We start from the raw sequence: 21,944 nt of genomic DNA, 5'->3' as shown, positions 1-21,944 counted from the left end.
CTTGATCGTTTTGCCGATGCGCCACCTCGCCCCCCCCAGCCCTACCGCCGCCACCGCCCCTGCCGGGGCCGCCTCCGCCCGGCCCGAGCGCTCGGACGCCGCCACCCTGCGTCGCCTGCTGCCCTATCTCTGGCAGTACCGCTGGCGCGTCGCGCTGGCGCTGGCCTTCATGGTCGGCGCCAAGCTGGCCAACGTCGGCGTGCCGCTGCTGCTCAAGGAGCTGGTCGACGCGCTGACGCCGCGCACCGGTCTCGAGGCCGGGCAGGCCGCCTTGCTGGTGGTGCCGATCGGCCTGCTGCTGGCCTATGGCCTGCTGCGCTTCTCGACCAGCCTGTTCACCGAGCTGCGCGAGCTGATCTTCGCCAAGGCGACCGAGGGCGCGACGCGCGCGATCGCGCTGCAGGTGTTCGGCCACCTGCATGGCCTGAGCCTGCGCTTTCACCTCGAGCGCCAGACCGGCGGCATGACGCGCGACGTCGATCGCGGCACCCGTGGCGTGCAGTCGCTGATCTCGTATTCGCTCTACAGCATCTTCCCGACCCTGCTCGAGGTGGTGCTGGTGCTGGCGCTGCTCGGCACCAAGTTCGAGCTCTGGTATGTCTGGACCACGCTGGCCGCCCTGGGCGCCTATGTGCTCTTCACGGTCAAGGTCACCGAGTGGCGTACCCAGTACCGGCGCGAGATGAACGAGCTCGAGTCGGCCAGCCAGACGCGCGCGGTCGATTCGCTGCTCAACTACGAGACCGTCAAGTACTTCAACAACGAGGCCTTCGAGTCGCGCCGCTACGGCGAGAGCCTGGAGCGGCTGCGCCGCGCCCGCGTCAAGAGCCAGACCACGCTGTCGCTGCTCAATGCCGGCCAGCAGCTGATCATCGCGACCGCGCTGGTCGCCATGCTCTGGCGCGCCACCAGCGCCGTCACCCAGGGCGGCATGACGTTGGGCGACCTGGTGATGATCAACGCCTTCATGATCCAGCTCTACATCCCGCTCAACTTCCTGGGCGTGCTGTACCGCGAGATCAAGCAGAGCCTGACCGACCTCGACAAGATGTTCAACCTGCTCGATCGCGAGCGCGAGATCGCCGACGCGCCGGGCGCGCCCGAGCTGGCGCTGGACGGGCCGCCCGAGCTGCGCTTCGAGTCGGTGCGCTTCGCCTACGAGCCGGCGCGCGAGATCCTGCACGGCATCAGCTTCACCGTGCCGGCCGGCAAGACGGTGGCGGTGGTCGGACCGTCGGGCTCCGGCAAGTCCACGCTGGCGCGCCTGTTGTACCGCTTCTACGATGTCGGCGGCGCAGGACTGGCACCCGAGCTGGCCGGCGCGATCCGCATCGCGGGCCAGGACATCCGCCAGGTCACCCAGTCCAGCCTGCGGCGCGCGATCGGCATCGTGCCGCAGGACACGGTGCTGTTCAACGACAGCATCGGCTACAACATCCGCTACGGCCGCCCGGATGCAAGCCAGGACGAGATGATCGCCGCGGCCCAGGCGGCGCATATCCACGACTTCATCCTGAAGCTGCCCAAGGGCTACGACACGGTGGTCGGCGAGCGCGGCCTGAAATTGTCGGGCGGCGAGAAGCAGCGCGTCGCGATCGCGCGCACCCTGCTGAAGAACCCGCCGATCCTGATCTTCGACGAGGCGACCTCGGCGCTCGACTCGGCCAACGAGCGCGCGATCCAGTCCGAACTGCGCAGCGCGGCGCGCGACAAGACCGCGCTGGTGATCGCGCACCGGCTCTCGACCGTGGTCGACGCGCATGAGATCATCGTGCTCGAGCATGGTCATGTCATCGAGCGCGGCTCCCATGCCGAGCTGCTGGCGCGCAATGGCCGCTATGCCCAGATGTGGGCGCTGCAGCAAAGCGGCGCCGAGGAGACCGTCGTGACCCCAGCGGACGCCTGAGATGGATACCAAGTGGCTGGAGGATTTCGTCAGCCTGGCCGAGACGCGCAGCTTCAGCCGCTCGGCCCAGTTGCGCCATGTGACGCAGCCGGCGTTCTCGCGCCGCATCCAGTCGCTCGAGGCCTGGGCCGGCACCGACCTGGTCGACCGCAGCAGCTACCCGACCCGGCTCACGCCGGCCGGCCAGACCCTGTACGGCCAGGCGCTCGAGATCCTCACCGCGCTGCAGGCGACCCGCAACATGCTGCGCCCGTACTGTCCGACCGGCCAGGACCAGATCGAGTTCGCGATGCCGCACACGCTGGGCTTCACCTTCTTCCCGGCCTGGCTCTCCAGCCTGCGCGAGGCGGTCGGGCCGGTCAAGACCCGGCTGATCGCGCTCAACGTCCATGACGCGGTGCTGCGCCTGATGGAGGGCAGCTGCGACCTGCTGATCACCTATCAGCATACCTCGCAGCCGATCCAGCTCGACGCCGAGCGCTACGAGATGCTGTCGCTCGGCCAGGAGGTGCTGGCGCCCTATGTCCGTCCGAACGAGGACGGCAGCCCCTTGCACCGCCTGCCCGGCAGCGCCGAGCAGCCCTGGCCCTACCTGGCCTATGCGCCGGGGGCCTATCTCGGCCGCGTCGTCGACTGGGTGCTGCGCCAGGGCGGGGCGAACTTCCATCCCGAGCGGGTCTACGAGACCGACATGTCCGAGAGCCTGAAGGCGATGGCGATCGCCGGCCATGGCGTGGCCTTCCTGCCGGCGAGCTCGGTCCAGCAAGCCTTGCGCGCCGGCCAGCTGGTCGCCGCGGCCGGCCCCGAGCTGGCCTGCGAGGCGAGGCTGGACATCCGGCTCTACCGCGAGCGCCCAGGCGCGCGCCGGCCCAAGAGCGCGGCGCAGAAGTTCTGGGACGACGTGGCGGCCACCCAGTCCGGTCCGGGCTGATCCCTGGCGCGCTTTTTGCTGCTTGTCCGGGTCGGGGCCGGGTAGATCCTATGGCAGTCCCTCGGCCCGCGCCCTAGAATGGGGCATCACCGTTTCCCCCGACCGATAAAGGACCTTGAGATGAAGAAGAGCATCCTGGCTATTGCATTGACCGCGGCTTGTGCCGGTTCCGTCTGGGCCCAGGCCAACGATACCCTGGCCAAGATCAAGGGCAGCGGCAGCGTGACCCTCGGGGTGCGCGAATCCTCGGGCCTGGGCTACACCCTGGGCAACGGCAAGTACGTGGGCTTCCATACCGAGATGGGCGAGCGCATCATCGCCGACCTGCAAAAGCAGCTCGGCCTGAGCAAGCTGGAAACCAAGTACCAGCCGGTGACCTCGCAGAACCGCATCCCGCTGCTGCAGAACGGCACCGTCGACCTCGAATGCGGCTCGACCACCAACAACGCTGCGCGCCAGAAGGACGTGGCCTTCGCCGTCACCACCTATGTCGAGGAAGTCGGCATTGCCGTGCGCACCAACTCCAACGTGCATCAGGTCAAGGACCTGAACGGCAAGTCGGTCGCCACCACCACCGGCACCACCTCGGTCCAGACGCTGCGCAAGAACGAGCGCGCCAGCGGCATCGACTTCAAGGAGGTCTACGGCAAGGACCACGCCGACAGCTTCCTGCTGCTCGAGTCGGGCCGCGCCGAGGCCTTCGTGATGGACAAGTCCATCCTGGCCGCCAACATCGCCAAGTCGAAGAATCCGGGCGAGTTCAAGATCCTCGACGAGGTGCTGAGCGTCGAGCCGATCGCCTGCATGCTGCGCAAGGACGACCCGGCCTTCAAGAAGGCGGTCGACGACAGCATCAAGCGCCAGATCAAGGACGGTTCGCTGGCCAAGCTGTACGACAAGTGGTTCATGCAGCCGATCCCGCCGGCCAACGTCAACCTGAAGATGCCGCTGACCGACAGCACCAAGGCCGCCTGGGCCAACCCGAACGACAAGCCGATGGAAGAGTACGCGAAGAAGTAAACTTCGCGTCGATGTCAGCCCCGACGGTCGGGGCTGGTTTTTTCGCTGCACGAGGAGGTCCGCATGAGCTGGGATTGGCAGGTATTCTGCGAGGACACCCTCACGCGTGAGGCAGGTTCGAGCTGCTTCGGCCAGGGCGGCGACATCACCTACCTGGACTGGCTGCTGTCGGCCTGGGGCTGGACGGTGTCGGTCTCGCTGCTGGCGCTGCTGCTGGCGCTGGTCGTCGGCGCCCTGGTCGGCACGCTGCGCACCTTGCCCGGCAGCCCCTGGGTGGTTCGGCTCGGCAATGCCTGGGTCGAGCTGTTCCGCAACATCCCGCTGCTGGTGCAGATCTTCCTCTGGTACCACGTGCTGCCGACGCTGTTCCCGGCGCTGCAGGCGGTGCCGGGCTTCGTGCTGGTGGTGCTGGCGCTGGGCCTGTTCACCTCGGCGCGCATCGCCGAGCAGGTGCGCTCCGGCATCCAGGCGCTGCCGCGCGGCCAGCGCTACGCGGCGATGGCGCTCGGCATGACGACCGCGCAGTCCTACCGCTACGTGCTGCTGCCGATGGCGCTGCGCATCGTGATCCCGCCGCTGACCAGCGAGACCATGAACATCTTCAAGAACTCGTCGGTCGCCTTCGCGGTCTCGGTCGCCGAGCTGACCATGTTCGCGATGCAGGCGCAGGAGGAGACCGCGCGCGGGGTCGAGGTCTACCTGGCCGTGACCGGGCTCTATGTGGTGTCGGCGTTCGCGATCAACCGCGTGATGGCCTTCGTCGAGCGGCGGGCCCGGGTGCCGGGCTTCATCGCCAGCGGCGGCACGGGAGGACATTGAGATGGGACTTCAACTCGACTGGTCCTTCTACAACTGGGACCTGCTGCAGAACTTCGTGCTCAAGGGCCTGGGCTTCAGCCTGACCTTGACGCTGATCGCGACGCTGGGCGGCGTGCTGTTCGGCACCCTGCTGGCGCTGATGCGGCTGTCGGGCCGGCGCTGGCTGGCCATGCCTGCCACGGTCTATGTCAACGGCATGCGCAGCATCCCGCTGGTGATGGTGATCCTGTGGTTCTTCTTGCTGGTGCCGCTGCTGATCGGCCGTCCGATCGGCGCCGAGCTGTCGGCGGTGATCACCTTCGTCGCCTTCGAGGCGGCCTATTTCAGCGAGATCATGCGCGCCGGCATCCAGTCGATCCCGCGCGGCCAGGTCCAGGCCGGGCTGGCGCTGGGCATGAGCTATGGCCAGAACATGAGGCTGGTCGTGCTGCCGCAGGCGCTGCGCAACATGCTGCCGGTGCTGCTGACGCAGACCATCATCCTGTTCCAGGACACCTCGCTGGTCTACGCGATCGGCGCCTACGACATGCTCAAGGGCTTCGAGGTCGCCGGCAAGAACTTCGGTCGCCCGATCGAGGCCTATCTCGCGGCGGCCGTGCTCTATTTCGCGATCTGCTATGCGCTGTCGGCGGGCGTCAAGCGCCTGCACCGCAAGATCGCCATCGTGCGCTGACAGCCGGTACCGAAGGAGAATCCGATGATTGAACTCAAGCATGTGTCCAAGTGGTACGGCCCGGTGCAGGTGCTCAACGACTGCTCGACCCGGATCGAGAAGGGCGAGGTGGTGGTGGTCTGCGGCCCGTCCGGTTCGGGCAAGTCGACGCTGATCAAGACCATCAACGCGCTCGAGCCGATCCAGCAGGGCGAGATCTGGGTCGACGGCAAGGCCGTGCACGACCCCAAGACCGACCTGCCCAAGCTGCGCAGCCATGTCGGCATGGTGTTCCAGCATTTCGAGCTCTTCCCCCACCTGAGCGTGACCGAGAACCTGACCCTGGCCCAGATCAAGGTGCTGGGCCGCAACCTCGATGACGCGAAGCGGCGTGGCCTCAAGATGCTCGACCGGGTCGGCCTGGGCGCGCACAAGGACAAGTTCCCAGGCCAGCTCTCGGGCGGCCAGCAGCAGCGGGTCGCGATCGCGCGCGCGCTCAGCATGGACCCGATCGTGATGCTGTTCGACGAGCCGACCTCGGCGCTCGACCCCGAGATGGTCGGCGAGGTGCTCGACGTCATGGTCGGCCTGGCCGGCGAGGGCATGACCATGATGTGCGTGACGCACGAGATGGGTTTTGCGCGCAAGGTCAGCGACCGGGTGATCTTCATGGACGTCGGCGGCAAGATCCTGGAGGACTGCAGCACCCGCGAGTTCTTCAGCCAGCCGGAGAACCGCCAGCCGCGCACCAAGGACTTCCTGAACAAGATCCTGCAGCACTGAGGACCTGATCGCAGGCAGGACGGGCGCCCGGGTGGCGCCTTTTTCCTGGGCGGTCGGCGCCGGATTTGGGACAATGGCGACATGACGCAACAGATCACCATCACCCGCCCCGACGACTGGCACCTGCATGTGCGCGATGGCGCCGCGCTCCACACCGTGGTGCCGCACACGGCCGCGCAGTTCGGCCGCGCCATCATCATGCCCAACCTCAAGCCGCCGGTCACGACCGCCGAGCAGGCCCTGGCCTACAAGCAGCGCATCCTGGCCGCCGTGCCACAGGGCATGAGCTTCGAGCCGCTGATGACGCTCTACCTGACCGACAACCTGCCGCCCGAGGAGATCGCGCGTGCCAAGGCCGCCGGCGTGGTCGCGCTCAAGCTCTATCCGGCCGGTGCCACCACCAACAGCGATGCCGGCGTGACCGACATCCGCAAGACCTACCAGACGCTGGAAGCGATGCAGCGCGAGGGCGTGCTGCTGCTGGTGCACGGCGAAGTCACCAGTCCCGACATCGACCTGTTCGACCGCGAGGCGGTGTTCATCGAGCAGCAGCTCGCGCCGCTGCGCAAGGATTTCCCGGAACTCAAGATCGTGATGGAGCACATCACGACCAAGGAGGCCGCGCAATACGTGGCCGAGGCCGACCAGTACCTGGGCGCGACCATCACCGCGCACCACCTGCTCTACAACCGCAACGCGATCTTCACCGGCGGCATCCGCCCGCACTACTACTGCCTGCCGGTCCTGAAGCGCGAGACGCACCGCCAGGCCCTGGTGGCCGCGGCGACCAGCGGTTCGCCCAAGTTCTTCCTCGGCACCGACAGCGCGCCGCATCCGGCCCACCTGAAGGAGCACGCGACCGGCTGCGCCGGCTGCTACACCGCGCATGCGGCGATCGAGATGTATGCCGAGGCCTTCGATGCCGCTGGCGCGCTCGACAAGCTGGAAGCCTTCGCCAGCTTCAACGGCCCGGATTTCTACCAGCTGCCGCGCAACCAGGGCCGCATCACGCTGCGCAAGGAAAGCTGGACCCCGCCGGCTTCCTTTGCCTTCGGCGAGGCCGAACTCAAGCCGCTGCGTGCGGGCGAGGCGCTGCCCTGGAAGCTGGTCTGAGCCATTTCTCGCGGCAGATCGACTGGTCCGAGCCCTGGCTGACGCCCTGGCGCCAGCCGGGCGAGGCGATCGCGGCCAACGCGCAGGCCCGCGGCGACCTGCCGGCGGCGCTCAATGCCGCCGGGCTGGCGCCTGTGCGCTTCGTGCCGCAGGCCGAGCTGCCCGAGGGCGTGGCCTACGAGGCGCATATCTTCGCGACCGGCGGCGTACCGACGCGCGAGGGCCTGCACGACTTTTTCAACGCGCTGTGCTGGATGCGCTTTCCCGCCACCAAGCTGCGGCTGAACCGGCTGCAGGCGCAGGCAATCGCGGCCGCGGGCGGCGTCGGAGCCCGGCGCGGGCCGCTGCGCGATGCGCTGACCCTGTTCGACGAGAACGCCGCACTGCTGCAGGCGCCCGAGCCGCTCTGGCAGGCGCTGCTGGCGCGCGACTGGCAGCGCCTGTTCGTCGAGCTGCGCCCGCTCTGGGCCCAGTCCACGCTGCTGCTGTTCGGCCATGCGCTGACCGAAAAGCTGGTCGCGCCCTACAAGTCGATCACGGCCCATGTGCTGCGGCTGCCGGTGCCGACCGATGTTCCGGCTGGCGCAGGTGCAGCCACGGTCCATCCCTGGGACGACTGGCTGGCTGGCCAGCTCACGCCCGACTGGCTGGCGACCAAGCCCTACGCGCCGCTGCCGGTGCTGGGACGGCCGGGCTGGTGGCCGGCCAACGAGGACCCCGTCTTCTACGCCGATGCCCAGGTGTTCCGGCCGGCGCGAATGCCCTGAACTGGCACGCCATTCACCGTCCCATGCTAAGGTGGACGGCTTGAAGCGCCTCGCGTCCGTCCCCATATCAGGGCGAAAGGGGGCGCTGGACCGGGGCTGGCAACGGGCGACTGGCACCCCGCTGATCATTTCAACTTGGGAGTTCTTGCTGTCATGAAACGCATTGCGCTTTTCGTTCTGACCAACCTGGCGGTCATGCTGGTGCTGAGCATCACCGCCAGACTGCTGGGAGTGGATCGCTTCCTGACGGCCAACGGCCTGAACCTCGGCGCGCTGCTGGGCTTCTCGCTGATCATGGGCTTTGGCGGCTCGATCATCTCGCTGCTGATGAGCAAGTCGATGGCCAAGTGGAGCACCGGCGCGGTCGTGATCAACCAGCCGCGCAACGCCGACGAGGCCTGGATCGTCAACACGGTGCAGAAGTTTGCCGACAAGGCCGGCATCGCGATGCCCGAGGTCGCGATCTACGACGGCGAGCCCAATGCCTTCGCGACCGGCGCGAGCAAGAACGCCTCGCTGGTGGCGGTCTCGACCGGACTGCTGCACGGCATGACCCACGAGGAGGTCGAGGCCGTGATCGGCCACGAGGTCGCGCATATCGCCAACGGCGACATGGTGACGATGACGCTGATCCAGGGTGTCATGAACACCTTCGTCGTGTTCCTGAGCCGGGTGGTCGGCTACGCGGTCGACAGCTTCCTGCGCAAGGGCGACGAGCGCGAGAGTGGCCCCGGCATCGGCTACATGGTCACCAGCTTCGTGATGGAGATCGTGCTCGGCTTCCTGGCCGGCATCATCGTGGCCTGGTTCAGCCGCCAGCGCGAGTTCCGCGCCGACGCCGGCGCCGCCTGGCTGATGGGCCGCAAGCAGCCGATGATCAATGCGCTGGCTCGCCTGGGCGGCCTGGAGCCGGGCGCGCTGCCGCAGAGCATGGCGGCGATGGGCATTGCCGGCGGCCTGGGCAAGCTGTTCTCGACCCACCCGCCGCTGGAGGAGCGCATCGCGCGCCTGCAGCAGTCCTGATCCCTGGGCGACTGAAATGGACAAAGGCCGGCTTTGCAGCCGGCCTTTGTGTTTGAGCGCTGCCTGTCTGGCGCCGCGATGAGGGGTCTGATGGCTTACGTGCCGAGCGTCGCGGTCGCCACGGCTTCCGCGACCTTGATGCCGTCGACGCCGGCCGACAGGATGCCGCCGGCATAGCCCGCGCCTTCGCCGGCCGGATAGAGCCCCGCGACGTTCAGGCTCTGGCAGTCCTCGCCGCGCGTGATGCGCAGCGGCGAGCTGGTGCGGGTTTCGACCCCGGTCATCACTGCATCGGCCATGTCGTAGCCCCTGATCTTGCGCCCGAAGACGGGCAGCGCTTGCTTCATGGCCTCGACTGCGAACCCGGGCAGCACCTGGCTCAGGTCGCCGAGCTTGACGCCGGGCTTGTAGGACGGTTGGACGGCGCCGAACTCAGCCGAGGGCTTGCCGACCAGGAAGTCGCCGACCAGCTGGCCCGGCGCCTGGTAGTCGCGTCCGCCGGCCTCGAAGGCCAGGCTCTCGAGCTGGCGCTGGAACACCACGCCGGCCAGCGGATGGGTCTGGCCGCGCGCCTGCATGGCCTGCGCCTGGGCCAGGTAGCGTGCGCCATCCGTTGCGCCGAAGGCGGCGATCCAGGCCGCCTCGTCGGTCGGATAGTCGGCCGGGGCTATGCCGACCACCATGCCGGCGTTGGCATTGCGCTCGGCGCGCGAATACTGGCTCATGCCGTTGGTGACGACGCGCTCGTGCTCGCTGGTCGCAGCGACCACGGTGCCGCCCGGGCACATGCAGAAGCTGTAGACCGCGCGCCCGTTGTCGGCGTGGTGCACCAGCTTGTAGGCGGCGGCGCCGAGCAGCGGGTGGCCGGCGTGGCGGCCCCAGAGCGACTGGTCGATCACGCTCTGCGGATGCTCGATGCGCACGCCGATCGAGAACGGCTTGGGCTCCAGGTAGACGCCAGCGTCGTGCAGCATCGCGAAGGTGTCGCGCGAGCTGTGGCCGAGCGCGAGCACGACCCGGCTTGCGGCCAGCTCCCGGGTTGCGCCGCTGGCCAGGTCCTGCACCTTCAGGCCGCGCACGCGTTGGGGTTGGAAGCCCTCCGGCGCAGCGCCGCCGGCGGCCGGCTCGAGCAGTAGCCCGGTCACGCGCTGCTCGAAGCGGATCTCGCCGCCGAGCTCGATGATCTTCTCGCGCATCGCCTCGACCACCTTGACCAGCTTGAAGGTGCCGATGTGGGGGTGCGCCATGTAGAGGATCTCGGGCGGCGCGCCGGCGTCGACGAATTCCTGCATCACCTTGCGGCCCAGGAAGCGTGGGTCCTTGATCTGGCTGTAGAGCTTGCCGTCCGAGAACAGGCCGGCGCCGCCTTCGCCGTATTGCACGTTGGATTCGGGCGTCAGCACCTTCTTGCGCCACAGGCCCCAGGTGTCCTTGGTGCGCTGGCGCACCGGCCGGCCGCGCTCGAGCACGATCGGCTTCAGGCCCATCTGCGCCAGGGCCAGTGCCGCGAAGATGCCGCAGGGACCGAATCCCACCACCACCGGGCGCTCGGCCTGGTCGGCCGGCCAGTTGGCCGGTGCATGGGCCGGGGCCTGCCAGCTCATGTCAGGCGTGCGGTTGATGTGAGGGGTCTTCTCGAACCTGGCCAGCAGATCGGCTTCCTGCGCCGGATCGGCCAGGCTCAGGTCGCAGATGAAGACCGCCAGCAGCTCGGCCTTGCGCGCGTCGAAGCTGCGCTTGAAGACCTGCAGCTCGGCGATCTGGCCTTCGGCGATGCCGAGCGCCTGCGCGGCGAGCCGACGCAGTTCGGTGACCGGATGCGGCGGCGGCAGCCGGTCCAGGTCGGTCTCGGTCGGGGCGTCGGCGGCGCGGCGGGTCTCGACCGGCAGCGCGGTCAGCGGGAGTTTGAGTTCGGAGATTCGGATCATGGTGGCTCGTGGTGATCAAGCAATCGAGCCGCCGATGATAAGGACTTTGCCCGTTTGGGGTCCGCCTTTCGCGCTGACAGCCTCCGGCAATCGGGCTGGCCGGACGGAGGAGCTTGGACTTATTTCTGGGCTGGCAGGGCCGGGACAGCCGGAGTCGCCGGGACCGCCGCGCTGGCAGGCGTTGCGGGCACAGCAGGAGCGGCGGCCTTGGCAGCCGGGATAGGCGCCGGCTTCTTCTTGGCGGCCTTCTTGGCCTTGCTCACCTTCTTGGGCAGGTCCTTGGCGGCAGCCTGGGGCGCCTGCTTGAGCTCGGTCGGGGCGGCCGGCGTCTTCGCCTCGCTGCCCGTGGTCTTGACGGCAGGCGTGGCGGGGACTGCCGGCGTGGCAGGCGTCTGTGCCTGGGCGCTCAGGGTGATCGCGGCGGCGGACAACAGGGCGAACAGGGACTTCTTCATGGTACTTGCCTCTCGGTGGTGAATCAGGGACATCCCTGACAAGCTCCATGCTGATCACCCAGACTTAGCGCCGAGTTAAGGTTTACCGCCCGTTACCTGTGCAATGTTTTGCAACCTCCCTGTCCAGCCGCTCGTGGCGTACCGGGGCAGCGGGGTCGGCCGCTGCCCTTGCGTGCTGCGCTCAGGCCGGCAGGTAGCCCTCGACTGACAGATAGCGCTCGCCGGTGTCGTAGTTGAAGCCCAGCACGCGGGCCGCAGCCGGCAGCTCGGGCAGCTTCTGCGCGATTGCTGCCAGGGTGGCGCCCGAGGAGATGCCGACCAGCATGCCTTCCTCGCGCGCCGAGCGGCGACCGTACTCGCGCGCCGCCTCGGCCTCGACCTGGATCACGCCGTCGAGCAGCGTGGTATCGAGGTTCTTCGGGACGAAGCCGGCGCCTATGCCCTGGATCGGGTGCGGCGCCGGAGCACCGCCCGAGATCACTGGCGAGGCACTCGGCTCGACCGCGTAGACCTTGAGCTGCGGCCACTGGGCCTTCAGCACGCGCGCCACGCCGCTCAGGTGGCCGCCGGTGCCGACGCCGGTGATGATGGCGTCCAGTCCCTCGGGGAAGTCGGCCAGGATTTCCTGCGCCGTGGTGCGGCTGTGGATCTCGGTGTTGACCGGGTTGTCGAACTGCATCGGCATCCAGGCGCCGGGCGTCTGCGCGACCAGTTCCTCGGCGCGCGCGATCGAGCCCTTCATGCCCTTCTCGCGCGGGGTCAGGTCGAAACTCGCGCCATAGGCCTGCATCAGGCGGCGGCGCTCGATCGACATGCTGTCGGGCATGACCAGGATCAGCTTGTAGCCCTTGACCGCCGCGACCATGGCCAGGCCGATGCCGGTGTTGCCCGAGGTCGGCTCGATGATGGTGCCGCCCGGCTTGAGCAGGCCGCGTTGCTCGGCATCCTCGACCATGGCCAGCGCGATGCGGTCCTTGACCGAGCCGCCCGGGTTGCTGCGCTCGGACTTGATCCAGACCTGGGCCTGCGGGAAAGTGGCGAACAGTCGGTTGATGCGGACATGCGGCGTGTTGCCGATGGTGGCCAGGATATGGTCGGCTTTCATGGGGTCTCCGGTGGGGAAAGGATGAAAAATCCCATTTTGGCGCAATCGATAGCGCGTTGTCCGCATAAGCTCATACGGAAAGCGCGATAATCCGGTCTGTGAAGTCTGCTAGGCCGTCGCTGGCGCAAGTCCCGAAAGGGCGCGCTGGAGGAACGTCCGGACTGCATAGGACAGCGTAGGAGCTAACGGCTCTCCACCGCGAGGTGAGGATCAGAGCAACAGAGACGAGTCCCTTGGAACCATCCGCTCCGGCGGCAGGAGCCTTGGGGGTGAAACGGGCAATCTCTACGCGCAGCAACACCAAGTAGGCCAGCGTCGATGTGGTTCCGCAGAGTTGGCGGGTAGGTGGCACCGAGCCATGTGGGTGACCCATGGCCAAGATGAATGGCGGTCACGCCGGGGATTTCGCAAGAAGTTCCCGGTGCACAGAATCCGGCGTATCGGCAGACTTCACAACTTATTCCAGAGCCAGGCCCGGGCATACCGCGCCTGGCTTTTTGTTTCTTGATCTGGCGGCGGTCACTCGCCCGGGGCCCCCGACGGCGGCGACTCGCTCGGGATGGTGCGTTCAGCCCGGCTTCAGAACCGTTCGTGCATGCCGAGCAGGCGCCAGGCTCCGGCTGGCACCTGGCCCAGCGCGACCCGGCCCAGGCGCAGGCGCTGCAGGGCTTGCGGCTTCAGGCCGGCTTGCGCCAGCCATTGCGGCAGCCGTTCGGGCGCGTAGCCCTTGAGTGCCAGCCGCAGCCGGCTACGCTCCTCGCTGCGGCTGCCCACGCTGAGCTTGAGGTAGGGCGTGCGTGGCCCGGGGGCCAGCTGGTCCACCGACTGTTCCAGCGCCTCGAGCCGGTTGGCTGCGACCGCGCCTGGCAGGTCCAGCATCCATTCATGCTCGAGCAGCAGCGCGTCCTCGTGCAGCTTGCGCTGCACGCCCGGGCTCTGTGCGAACACGGCCAGTCCGCTGCAGGCCGCCGGCATCGGACTGGCGCAGCGCAGGTGCTTGAGGTGCCAGGGCCTGAGTTCGCCCTCGGCCTGGATCAGGCCGGCGAGCGGCTGGCCCTCGGCCAGTGCGATGCCGACCGGCTTGTGCCAGAGCAGGGTGACCGGCAGCAGGGTCTCGCCCAGGCCCTGGGCGTCGATCTCGATCGCCTCGTCCTGCACGCGTTGCGCCGGGTCGTCGGCCACGCGGCCGGCGACGCGGACCCAGCCGCCCTCGATCAGGCGCTCGGCCTCGGCGCGCGAGCAGCCCTGCAGGGCGGCGACGCGCTTGGCCAGGCGTTCGCCGGCGGATTTTTGATAGTCAGACATTGAAGCCTCCCAGGCTTTCGATTCTTTGCACATGCGCCTGCAGCGACAGCTTGGCGATCGGCCACAGTCGCTCGGGCGCGTCGTCATAGGCCAGCCGGACCCAGTCGTCGAGCTGGCCGTCGGGCAGGGCGCGCATCGCGGCGGCGACCTTGGTCTCGCGTGCCAGCCGGTGCGCCTTCAGGCGTTCGATCGCCTGCGCCGCACTGCCCAGCACATGGCCGTGCGCCGGCAGGATGAATTCGACCTGCCATTCGGAGCAGGCCGCCAGCAGCTTGTCGAGCGAATCCAGGTAGTCGTTCATGTTGCCGTCGGGCGGCGCGACCAGGGTCGTGCTGCCGTTGAGCACATGGTCACCGCTGAACAGCAGGCCGTCCTCCTCGAGCAGCAGGCAGAGGTGGTTGGCCGCATGGCCTGGCGTGTGCAGCACGCGCAGCACATGCCTGGCCTCGCCCGCCGCACCGCACAGCAACAGCCGTTCGCCATCGGCCAGCTCGCGCTCGGGCGTGAAGCGGCTGTCATGGCGTGAGTGTGGCCCGCTGGCCAGGCCCAGGATGGGCGGCCTGGGCCGGCCGGTCTGCTCGACCAGCGCTTGCAGCCGCGCCGCGCCGGGCGAATGGTCGGGGTGCGAGTGGGTGCAGACGATCGCACGGATGTCGCCGCCGGCGGCACTCCAGAGCCGCTCGATGTGCTCGGGTTCGTCCGGACCGGGGTCGATCGCGACATGGCCGGTCGCCGGGTCGCCGACCAGGTAGCTGTTGGTGCCGGGGCCGGTCATGAAGCCGGGGTTGGGCGCGGTCAGGCGCTGGACGTTCCTGAGCAGCCTGACCGCATGGTCGGTCTGCCAGTCCAGCGCGTGCGCCAGCTGGCCGTCGGGGCAGCACAGTTCGAGCTCGCCATGGGCCGGCTCATGCTCCATCACCGAGACCTTGCGCCCGCCGAGCCAGCCGCCGCGCGGGCAGCTGGTCCAGAGCGGCTGCTCGGTCGTGGCGCTGAGCGCCAGCACGGCATCCACGCTGGCTTGCGCGGCCAGCCATTCGAGCGTGCGTATCGTCGGGTGGATCAGGTGCAGCTCGCCGGCCGCGTGGCGCGCGAGTGCGTCCTGCGGCCGCAGCCAGACCGGCTCGAACTGCTCGCTCTCGTCGGCCACCGGCTGCTGGCCGTCGGGCATGCGCGCGACCATGAAGGGCACGTCGAAGCGGATCGGCAGGTCGCGGTCGGTGATCCAGTGCGCCAGCCAGTAGACCCGGTCCGCCGCCAGCGTCAGCCCGCGCGCGGCGCATTGGGCGGCGAAATCGCCCTGGCGGTCGAGCGCATCGAGATCCTGCTGATCGACCCAGCGGCCGTCGGCATGCAGCGCCAGCAGCACGCCGAGCTCCTCGAAGCTCTCGCGGATCGCGGCGATCGCATGGGTCAGCTGCGCGTCGTCCTGCTGCGGCCGTCGGCTGGCCAGTCCATGGGACTGCGCGTCGGCGGCGTCCAGGCTGCCGCCCGGAAACACATAGGCCCCTGGCGCGAAGCGGGCTTGCGTCGAGCGTCGGGTCAACAGCACTTCGAGCCCCTCGACGCCGTCACGCAGCAGCAACAGGGTGGCGGCCGGCCTTGCCGGAGCAGGGCGATGCGGAGGGTGCAGGAGTTGGGTCTGGCGTGGCATGTGAAGGAGGGGATAGTGGCAGGCCTGGGGCGCTCGGCCGCGGCTCGTCCGAGGGCGGGAGAGGTCTGGGCGATGTCTTCTGTCCTGGACCCGGCTATGGTAAGGCCGTTACGGATGGTGACGATTGGCTGCTGGGCAGTCAGGGGTTTTCGGTCTACACTTTTTGCGCCAGTGGTAAATCTGATTCAAAGGGGAAACACATGAAGAGAAACATCCTGATCGCCACCCTCGCCGGCGCCGTCGTCCTGTCCGGTTGCGCCAACATGAGCGAAGAGCAGAAGGGTGGCACCGGCAAGGGCGCCGCCATCGGTGCCGCCACTGGTGCCGTGCTCGGTGCCATCACTGGCAGCGGCACCAAGGGCGCGGTGCGCGGGGCCGCAGTCGGCGCTGCCGCTGGCGCGCTGGGCGGCTATGTCTGGTCCTCGCGCATGGAGCAGCAGAAACGCGAGATGGAGGCCAGCACCCGCGGCACCGGGGTCGAGGTCATGCAGACCGCCGACAACCAGCTCAAGCTCAATATCCCGAGCGACATCTCCTTCGATACCGGCCGTGCCGACATCAAGTCCAACTTCCGCCAGATCCTGGACGACTTCGCGCGTGGCCTGCAGAACAACCCGAATGCGCGCGTGACCATCATCGGCCACACCGACAACGTCGGCAGCGATGCGGTCAACGACCCGCTGTCGATCAACCGCGCTGCCAGCGTGCGCAACTACCTGACTTCGCGCGGCATTTCGCCCAGCGTGATAAGCATCGACGGCCGTGGTGAGCGCGAGCCGATCGCGAGCAACGCGACCGCCGAGGGCCGGGCGCGCAACCGCCGCGTCGAGATCTTCGTCGGCGAAGGCGCGCGCTAAGTCCCTGGCCGCCAGGCAGGCGCCGGCCTGATAATGCGGCCATGCGGATTCCATTTACCAAGATGCAGGGCGCGGGCAATGACTTCGTCGTCCTCGACGAGACGCGCGGCCGCTTCGGCCTGAGCACAGCCCAATACCGTTTCCTGGCCGACCGGCATTTCGGCGTCGGTGCCGACCAGATCCTGACGGTGCGGCCGGCGCCGACCCCCGAGCTCGACTTCGAGTACCTGATCCACAACGCCGACGGCGGCGAGGTCGAGAACTGCGGCAACGGCGCGCGCTGCTTCGTGCGCTATGTGCACGAGCGCGGCCTCACCCACAAGCCGACCGTGCGCGTCAAGGTGCATGGCGGCGCGATCGAGCTGCGCCTCAATGCCGACGGTCGCGTGACGGTCGACATGGGTGCGCCGGTGTTCGATCTCGAGCGCCTGCCTTTTGATCCGACCGGCTTGCAACCCCAGGTCAGCGGTGGCTGGCAGACCTGGCCGCTGGCGCTGGACCTGCCCGCCGGAGTCGTGACCGCGCCGGTCGCGGTGGTCTCGATGGGCAACCCGCATGCGGTGCTGCTGGTCGACGATGTCGAGACCGCGCCGGTGGCCGAGTGGGGCCCGCTGATCGAGCGCCATCCGGCCTTCCCGAAGCGGGTCAATGCCGGCTTCCTGCAGATCGTCGATCGCACCCAGGTCAAGCTGCGCGTCTACGAGCGCGGCGCCGGCGAGACCCTGGCCTGCGGCACCGGTGCCTGCGCGGCGGTGGTCGCCGGCATCCGGCTCGGCCTGCTCGACGAGCAGGTCGACGTGCAGGCCCGCGGTGGCCGGCTCACGATCGCCTGGGCCGGTGGCCGCGACCTGGCCGCGCCCGTGCTGATGACCGGTCCCGCCGTCACCGTCTTCCAGGGCGAGATCGAAGTTCCCGAGCTGGCCTGAGTCCGCGATGGACAGTCGCGCCCAGTTCCAGCCCATCACCGAGGACGATATCGCCCAGTTCCTCGCGAACACGCCGGGCTTCTTCGAGCGCTATGCCGGGCTGCTCGCGAGCGTGCAGCTCGGCAGCCCGCATGGCGGCCGCGCGATCAGCCTGCAGGAGCGCCAGGTCGAGTTGCTGCGACGCAAGATCCACGACCTCGAGCTCAGGCTGGCGGCCATGCTGCGCCTGGGCCGCGACAACGTGGCGATCGCCGACAAGCTGCTCGGCCTGTTCCAGGCCCTGCTGCGTGCGCGCTCGGAGCATGAGCTGCCCGGGCTGCTGCGGTCCGAGCTCGAGCGGCGCTTCGGGCTGCCCCAGGTCGCACTCAGGCTCTGGGGCCTGGCGCCCGAGTTCGCCGAGCTCGACCAGGCCGCTGCCATGGGGCAGGGCGACCGCGCCGTCTTGCCGGAGCGGCTCTACTGCGGGCCGCAGGCCGGCCAGGCCGCGCTGGCCTGGCTCGAGCAGCCCGAGGCCGCGCAGTCGGTCGCGCTGCTGCCGTTGCGCCCGCAGGCCGACGCGCCGCCGTTCGGCCTGCTGCTGCTGGCCTCGGACGATGCGCAGCGCTTCCAGCCCTCGATGGATACCGATTTCCTGCGCCACTTGGGCGAGCTCGCGGGCGCTGCGCTGTCGCGCCTGCTGCCGCTGTGCGAGCCGGACTGACGCGGCAGCCTGCCTGCCGGCTTCCGGCATCGGTCCAGGGGGCTTGACAGAAGGGCTACACTGCCAGATTGACCAATTCTCCGCGTTGGCCCTATGGCCGGTGCATTCCCGTATCCACAGCGACACCCATGGCCCTGATACCCGTCACCATCCTGACCGGATTCCTCGGATCTGGCAAGACCACCCTGCTCAAGCGCGTGCTGACCGAGGCCCATGGCCAGAAGATCGCCGTGATCGAGAACGAGTTCGGCGAGGAGAACATCGACACCGACATCCTGGTCTCCGACACCGAGGAGCAGATCATCCAGATGAGCAACGGCTGCGTCTGCTGCACCATCCGCGAGGACCTGCGCAGCACGCTGCAGCTGCTCGCGGCCAAGAAGCGCAAGGGCCTGCTCGACTTCGAGCGCATCGTGATCGAGACCACCGGCCTGGCCGATCCGGGCCCGGTCGCGCAGACCTTCTTCATGGACGAGGAGATCGCCGAGAGCTACCTGCTCGACTCGATCATCACCCTGGTCGATGCCAAGCATGCGCAGCAGCAGCTCGACGAGCGCCAGGAGGCGCGGCGCCAGCTCGGCTTCGCCGACCAGATCTTCATCAGCAAGTCCGACCTGGTGTCGGAGTCCGAACTGGCCGAGCTCAAGCACCGGATCCGGCACATGAACCCGCGCGCGCCGATCCAGACCGCGCATTTCGGCCAGGTTGCGCTGAGCCAGGTGCTCGACCTGCGCGGCTTCAACCTCAACGCCAAGCTCGACCTCGACCCGGATTTCCTCAAATCCGACGATCACAGCCACTGCGACCACGACCATGGCCATTGCGAGCATGAGCATGGCCACGATCACGATCACGATCACGATCACGATCACGGCCATGAGGGCCATGACCACGCGCCCGGCGAGCCCTGCAACCATCCCGGCCATGGCCACCACCATCGCCACGACGACGATGTGCAGAGCTTCGTCTACCGCGAGACGCGTGCGCTCGATCCGGCCAAGCTGGAGGATTTCCTCGGCGCGATCGTGCAGGTCTACGGCCCCAAGCTGCTGCGCTACAAGGGCGTGCTGCACATGAAGGGCACCGGGCGCAAGGTGATCTTCCAGGGCGTGCACCAGCTCATGGGCAGCGACCTCGGTCCCGAATGGGGTCCGGACGAATTGCGCCAGAGCAAGATGGTGTTCATCGGCATCGACTTGCCGCGCGACATCCTGCTGCAGGGCCTGGGGCAGTGCCTGGCCTGAAGCGTCCGCGGCACCGTTACAATGCCGCCGCCGCGGGCCGTAGTGCGCGCCAGGCGTTTATCCAGTCAGAAAGATAAGAGTGAGGGCCGCTGGCGTCGCGCGACGCCGGTCCAGCCCAACACCAGGACCGCCCGCAAGGGCATCAAGGAGAACGGTTTTGAACCTCGACAGCTCGCCTCCCCGCGCCGATTGACCGGCCGGCAGGGCTGCTGCAGCCGCCGTTTTCCATTCCCACTCCATCGAAGCCATCATGTCCACCACCGCACCCAAGACCGCCGCCCAGGATTCCTCGCTGGCCGACCACTGGAAGACCAAGCCCTTGGAGCAGCTGACCGACGCCGACATGCTCGCCATGCCCGAGAGCGAGTACATGAACGAGGTGCAGCTGGCTTATTTCCGCCGCAAGCTGCAGGCCATCAAGGCCGGCATCCTGGCCAATGCCGGCGAGACCACCGAGCACCTGCGCGAGGACACCTCGGTCGTGCCCGATCCGGCCGACCGCGCCACGATCGAGGAGGAGCATGCGCTCGAGCTGCGCACCCGCGACCGCGAGCGCAAGCTGCTCAAGAAGATCGAGCAGTCGATCGCCAGCATCGATTCGGGCGACTACGGCTACTGCGCCGAGACCGGCGAGCCGATCGGCGTCGGCCGCCTGCTGGCCCGTCCGACCGCCAACCTGTCGCTCGAGGCACAGCAACGGCGCGAACTCAAGCAGAAGATGTTCGGGGACTGATGGCGTCGGCCGGTTCCGGGCTCTCTCGGCGGCGCAGCGCAAGCGGCGTGCGCCTGCGAGAATAGGGGCATGGAACACAAAGACTCCTCGATCTTCTACGGCACGACCATCGTCTGCGTGCGGCGACAGACGCCGCAGGGCGTCCAGGTCGCGATTGGCGGTGACGGCCAGGTCACGCTCGGCAACATCGTCGTCAAGGGCACGGCGCGCAAGGTGCGCAAGCTCTACCGCGACCAGGTGCTGGCCGGTTTCGCCGGCGCCACCGCCGATGCCTTCACCCTGTTCGAGCGCTTCGAGGCCAAGCTCGAGAAGCACCAGGGCCACCTGGTGCGCGCCGCGATCGAGCTGACCAAGGACTGGCGCACCGACCGCGTGCTGCGCAAGCTCGAGGCCATGCTGGCGGTGGCCGACAAGACGGCCAGCCTGATCATCACCGGCAATGGCGACGTGCTCGAGCCCGAGCATGGCATCGTCGCGATAGGCTCCGGCGGCTCCTACGCCCATTCGGCGGCCCGGGCGCTGGTCGACCATACCGAACTCAGCGCCGAGCAGGTCGTGCGCGAGTCGCTCAAGATCGCGGGCGAACTCTGCATCTACACCAACATGAACCACACGGTCGAGGTCCTGTAATGTCGTCCGCCATGACCCCCCAGGAGATCGTCTCCGAGCTCGATGCCCACATCATCGGCCAGCAGGCCGCCAAGCGCGCGGTCGCGATCGCGCTGCGCAACCGCTGGCGCCGCCAGCAGGTCGAGCCCAAGCTGCGCCCGGAGATCACGCCCAAGAACATCCTGATGATCGGCCCGACCGGCGTCGGCAAGACCGAGATCGCGCGCCGGCTGGCCAAGCTGGCCCATGCGCCCTTCATCAAGGTCGAGGCGACCAAGTTCACCGAGGTCGGCTATGTCGGCAAGGATGTCGATTCGATCATCCGCGACCTGGCCGACATCGCGATCAAGCAGCAGCGCGAGCTCGAGATGGCCAAGGTCCGGGTGCGTGCCGAGGACGCGGCCGAGGAGCGCATCCTCGACGCGCTGGTGCCGCCGCCGCGCTCGGAAGGCTTCGGCTTCAATGCCGAGGACAGGCCGGCCGACAGCGCCGCGCGCCAGGTGTTCCGCAAGAAGCTGCGCCAGGGCGAGCTCGACGACAAGGAGATCGAGCTCGACCTCGCCGCGGCCAGCCCGCAGCTCGAGGTCATGACCCCGGCCGGCATGGAGGAGATGGCCGAGCAGCTGCGCGGCATGTTCAGCCAGCTCGGCGCCGGCAAGAAGAAGGCGCGCAAGCTCAAGATCGGCGAGGCCAGGAAGCTGCTGATCGACGAGGAGGCCGCCAAGCTGCTCAACGAGGACGAGGTCAAGCAGCAGGCGCTGCACAATGCCGAGCAGAACGGCATCGTCTTCATCGACGAGATCGACAAGGTCACCAGCCGCAGCGACGGCGCCAACGCGGGCGAGGTGTCGCGCCAGGGCGTGCAGCGCGACCTGCTGCCGCTGGTCGAGGGCACGACGGTCTCGACCAAGTACGGCGCGATCAAGACCGACCATATCCTGTTCATCGCGAGTGGCGCGTTTCATTTGAGCAAGCCGAGCGACCTGCTGCCCGAGCTGCAGGGCCGGCTGCCGATCCGGGTCGAGCTGCAGTCGCTGACGGTGGCCGACTTCGAGGCCATCCTGAGCCAGACCCATGCCAGCCTGGTGCGCCAGTACCAGGCGCTGCTGGCGACCGAGGGAGTGCAGCTGGCCTTCACCCCGGATGGCATCACGCGGCTGGCGCAGATCGCGCACGAGGTCAACGAGCGCACCGAGAACATCGGCGCGCGCCGTCTCGCGACCGTGATGGAGCATCTGCTCGACGAGGTCAGCTTCGACGCGACCAGGCTCGAGGGCCAGACCGTCACCATCGACGCCGCCTATGTCGATGCCCGCCTGGGCGCCCTGAGCCAGAACGAGGACCTGTCGCGCTACATCCTCTGACGCAGCGGCTGCCTGCAGGCGCGTGACGGCACGCCGTCCGCCCTGTATGATAA

General features: G+C 68.2%; 21 protein-coding genes and 1 other RNA gene. 17 read left to right on the top strand and 5 right to left on the bottom strand.

Translation table 11 applies throughout. The features are described 5' to 3' along the window. The first annotated feature begins 16 nt into the window (after positions 1-16). From C6P64_RS00910 to htpX, 9 genes are all read left to right on the top strand, one after another. Positions 17-1,906, top strand: coding sequence for an ABCB family ABC transporter ATP-binding protein/permease (locus tag C6P64_RS00910; RefSeq protein ID WP_105746713.1), 1,890 nt, complete (start codon positions 17-19; stop codon positions 1,904-1,906). A 1-nt stretch (position 1,907) separates the two neighbouring features. Beyond that, on the top strand, positions 1,908-2,837 hold the full coding sequence (locus C6P64_RS00905) for a LysR substrate-binding domain-containing protein (protein ID WP_105746712.1): 930 nt from the start codon (positions 1,908-1,910) through the stop codon (positions 2,835-2,837). A 120-nt stretch (positions 2,838-2,957) separates the two neighbouring features. Continuing rightward, the gene (locus C6P64_RS00900) at positions 2,958-3,857 is read left to right on the top strand and encodes a transporter substrate-binding domain-containing protein (RefSeq protein ID WP_105746711.1); all 900 of its coding nucleotides are present in this window, start codon (positions 2,958-2,960) and stop codon (positions 3,855-3,857) included. 63 nt (positions 3,858-3,920) lie between these two features. Next, positions 3,921-4,676: an amino acid ABC transporter permease gene (locus C6P64_RS00895; protein WP_105746710.1), complete on the top strand. Its 756-nt coding sequence runs from the start codon at positions 3,921-3,923 to the stop codon at positions 4,674-4,676. 1 nt (position 4,677) lies between these two features. After that, on the top strand, positions 4,678-5,349 hold the full coding sequence (locus C6P64_RS00890) for an amino acid ABC transporter permease (protein ID WP_105746709.1): 672 nt from the start codon (positions 4,678-4,680) through the stop codon (positions 5,347-5,349). Positions 5,350-5,373: 24 nt separating this feature from the next. After that, positions 5,374-6,111 carry an amino acid ABC transporter ATP-binding protein gene (locus tag C6P64_RS00885; protein ID WP_105746708.1) on the top strand — a complete coding sequence of 246 codons (738 nt, stop codon included), beginning with the start codon at positions 5,374-5,376 and terminating at the stop codon, positions 6,109-6,111. An 81-nt stretch (positions 6,112-6,192) separates the two neighbouring features. After that, complete coding sequence (pyrC, locus tag C6P64_RS00880; RefSeq protein ID WP_105746707.1) at positions 6,193-7,224, top strand: dihydroorotase; 1,032 nt, start codon at positions 6,193-6,195, stop codon at positions 7,222-7,224. After that, positions 7,209-7,991, top strand: coding sequence for a DUF3025 domain-containing protein (locus tag C6P64_RS00875; protein ID WP_425436663.1), 783 nt, complete (start codon positions 7,209-7,211; stop codon positions 7,989-7,991). Before pyrC ends, C6P64_RS00875 begins: the two co-directional genes overlap by 16 nt. Positions 7,992-8,144: 153 nt before the next feature. Further along, positions 8,145-9,014, top strand: coding sequence for a protease HtpX (gene htpX, locus C6P64_RS00870; protein ID WP_105746706.1), 870 nt, complete (start codon positions 8,145-8,147; stop codon positions 9,012-9,014). Between the two features lie 95 nt (positions 9,015-9,109). Here the strand turns inward: htpX and C6P64_RS00865 are convergent, their stop codons facing one another. From C6P64_RS00865 to cysK, 3 genes are all read right to left on the bottom strand, one after another. Then, complete coding sequence (locus tag C6P64_RS00865; RefSeq protein WP_105746705.1) at positions 9,110-10,942, bottom strand: NAD(P)/FAD-dependent oxidoreductase; 1,833 nt, start codon at positions 10,940-10,942, stop codon at positions 9,110-9,112. Between the two features lie 119 nt (positions 10,943-11,061). Then, entirely contained in the window at positions 11,062-11,397 is a 336-nt protein-coding gene (locus C6P64_RS00860; protein ID WP_105746704.1) for a hypothetical protein, read from the bottom strand. 181 nt (positions 11,398-11,578) lie between these two features. Further along, complete coding sequence (cysK, locus tag C6P64_RS00855) at positions 11,579-12,502, bottom strand: cysteine synthase A (RefSeq protein WP_105746703.1); 924 nt, start codon at positions 12,500-12,502, stop codon at positions 11,579-11,581. A gap of 100 nt (positions 12,503-12,602) precedes the next feature. Here cysK and rnpB point away from each other — a divergent pair. Next, positions 12,603-12,958: RNase P RNA component class A (rnpB, locus tag C6P64_RS00850), an RNA gene on the top strand. A gap of 123 nt (positions 12,959-13,081) precedes the next feature. On the opposite strand, the gene C6P64_RS00845 is transcribed toward rnpB, so the two are convergent. Both C6P64_RS00845 and C6P64_RS00840 read right to left on the bottom strand, forming a co-directional pair. Further along, on the bottom strand, positions 13,082-13,807 hold the full coding sequence (locus C6P64_RS00845) for an RNA pseudouridine synthase (protein WP_170073013.1): 726 nt from the start codon (positions 13,805-13,807) through the stop codon (positions 13,082-13,084). Beyond that, positions 13,800-15,458: an MBL fold metallo-hydrolase gene (locus tag C6P64_RS00840; protein WP_105746701.1), complete on the bottom strand. Its 1,659-nt coding sequence runs from the start codon at positions 15,456-15,458 to the stop codon at positions 13,800-13,802. Before C6P64_RS00840 ends, C6P64_RS00845 begins: the two co-directional genes overlap by 8 nt. Before the next feature lie 200 nt (positions 15,459-15,658). On the opposite strand from C6P64_RS00840, the gene C6P64_RS00835 reads away from it, so the two are divergent. The 7 genes from C6P64_RS00835 (at position 15,659) to hslU (ending at position 21,891) form a co-directional block, all read left to right on the top strand. Continuing rightward, the gene (locus C6P64_RS00835) at positions 15,659-16,315 is read left to right on the top strand and encodes a YiaD family glycine zipper/OmpA-like lipoprotein (protein ID WP_105746700.1); all 657 of its coding nucleotides are present in this window, start codon (positions 15,659-15,661) and stop codon (positions 16,313-16,315) included. A gap of 41 nt (positions 16,316-16,356) precedes the next feature. Continuing rightward, a complete protein-coding gene (dapF, locus tag C6P64_RS00830; protein WP_105746699.1) occupies positions 16,357-17,241 on the top strand; it encodes a diaminopimelate epimerase in 885 nt (294 codons plus the stop codon). 7 nt (positions 17,242-17,248) lie between these two features. Then, positions 17,249-17,941: a DUF484 family protein gene (locus C6P64_RS00825; protein ID WP_105746698.1), complete on the top strand. Its 693-nt coding sequence runs from the start codon at positions 17,249-17,251 to the stop codon at positions 17,939-17,941. Positions 17,942-18,069: 128 nt separating this feature from the next. Further along, on the top strand, positions 18,070-19,185 hold the full coding sequence (locus C6P64_RS00820) for a CobW family GTP-binding protein (RefSeq protein WP_105746697.1): 1,116 nt from the start codon (positions 18,070-18,072) through the stop codon (positions 19,183-19,185). A gap of 250 nt (positions 19,186-19,435) precedes the next feature. Then, on the top strand, positions 19,436-19,918 hold the full coding sequence (gene dksA, locus C6P64_RS00815) for an RNA polymerase-binding protein DksA (RefSeq protein ID WP_105746696.1): 483 nt from the start codon (positions 19,436-19,438) through the stop codon (positions 19,916-19,918). A gap of 69 nt (positions 19,919-19,987) precedes the next feature. Continuing rightward, on the top strand, positions 19,988-20,548 hold the full coding sequence (gene hslV / locus C6P64_RS00810; protein WP_105746695.1) for an ATP-dependent protease subunit HslV: 561 nt from the start codon (positions 19,988-19,990) through the stop codon (positions 20,546-20,548). Beyond that, positions 20,548-21,891 carry an ATP-dependent protease ATPase subunit HslU gene (gene hslU, locus C6P64_RS00805; RefSeq protein WP_105746694.1) on the top strand — a complete coding sequence of 448 codons (1,344 nt, stop codon included), beginning with the start codon at positions 20,548-20,550 and terminating at the stop codon, positions 21,889-21,891. The genes hslV and hslU overlap by 1 nt, the downstream gene beginning before the upstream one ends. Positions 21,892-21,944 lie beyond the last annotated feature (53 nt).

The sequence above is a fragment of the Malikia granosa genome, assembly GCF_002980595.1.
Taxonomy (GTDB): Bacteria; Pseudomonadota; Gammaproteobacteria; order Burkholderiales; family Burkholderiaceae_C; genus Malikia; species Malikia granosa.
The sequence above is the reverse complement of the archived record's forward strand: the minus strand, read 5'-3'. Positions and strand labels throughout refer to the sequence as shown.